The 1,081-nt window shown below is 67.8% G+C and carries 2 protein-coding genes; both read right to left on the bottom strand.

Going from position 1 to position 1,081, the window contains the following annotated elements; translation table 11 throughout:
• Nucleotides 1–652 (bottom strand): anti-sigma factor (locus Q8S40_RS10720; RefSeq protein WP_305670379.1); only part of this gene is annotated, 652 nt, incomplete at its 3' end.
• A partial coding sequence (locus Q8S40_RS10725; protein ID WP_305670380.1) for an RNA polymerase sigma factor occupies nt 649–1,081 on the bottom strand: 433 nt, incomplete at its 5' end. The genes Q8S40_RS10725 and Q8S40_RS10720, both read right to left, overlap by 4 nt.

Raw genomic sequence — 1,081 nt, forward strand, 5'->3', positions numbered from 1 at the left:
TGTTTTCACGCGCATAGCGGAATGCGGTTTCCCGGCTACCGCCGCCATCCGTCCGCACGTACAGGGTGAGACGCTGGCCGCGCCCGTCCTGGTACATGAACTGTGCCGCCGGGCCGCTGGCGCCGGGCAACAGCCGGCCGCCGACCAGGTCATAGCCGGCCTCGCTCAGGTGCGGCACCCTGACTGAAACGCCCAGCCGCTTCGACAGCCAGGCCGCCAGGTGGGCTTCCTGATCCGCACCCACTTCGACCGGGTGGCGCACTTCCGGGGTATACACCACATGGGCCACGGCCGCCTGACGGACAAAGGCTATGCTGGTGCCGGAACGCACATCCTGCGCGCCGTGCAGGAACCAGCCGAGAGTGCCGCCGATCGCCAGCCACGCCACTACCGCGGCATGGCGCAGCAAGGGCATGCCGTACCAGGAGGCTGGCTGCGGTCGTTGCAGGCGCGGCGGAACCGGCTCGTCCAGCACCGGATCGAACAGGGCGTGCAAGGCCGCATTCTGGCGCCGGTAATCCTCCACCCGCCCGGCCTCGGCAGGATGGCTCGCCAGCCAGGCAACCACCTCCGTACGGCGCGGTTCATCCAGCTGGCCATCGGCATAGGCCTGCAATTCGTCCTCGTTCACGGTCTGCATCGGCTCGCTCATTTCACCACCCTCAATGCCGGCACGGCGCCGCCCGCCATGATCTGGCGCAGACGCTCGCGTCCGCGCGACAGGCGCGACATCACCGTTCCCAGCGGCACATCCAGCACTTTCGCCACTTCCTCGTAACGCATTTCCTCCAGCCCGACCAGCAGCAAGACTTCGCGCTGCTCTTGCGGCAGGCAGGCGAGCGCCGCATGCACATCCCGGACCTGGAGCCCGTCCTCCTGGGCGGCGCGCACCGGCACGTCCAGCGCATCATCCTCCAGCGGCAGCAGCATGGGCACCGCGCTGCTTTTCCTGACGCCGTTCACATACACATTGTGCATGATGGAAAACAGCCAGGCACGCAGGTCGCTGCCGCGCCGCCACAAATGGAACTTGCCCCAGGCACGTTCGAGCGTGTCCTGCACCAGATCGTCCGCCGCCGCG

The organism is Falsiroseomonas sp., assembly GCF_030695085.1.
Lineage (GTDB): Bacteria > Pseudomonadota > Alphaproteobacteria > Acetobacterales > Acetobacteraceae > Falsiroseomonas.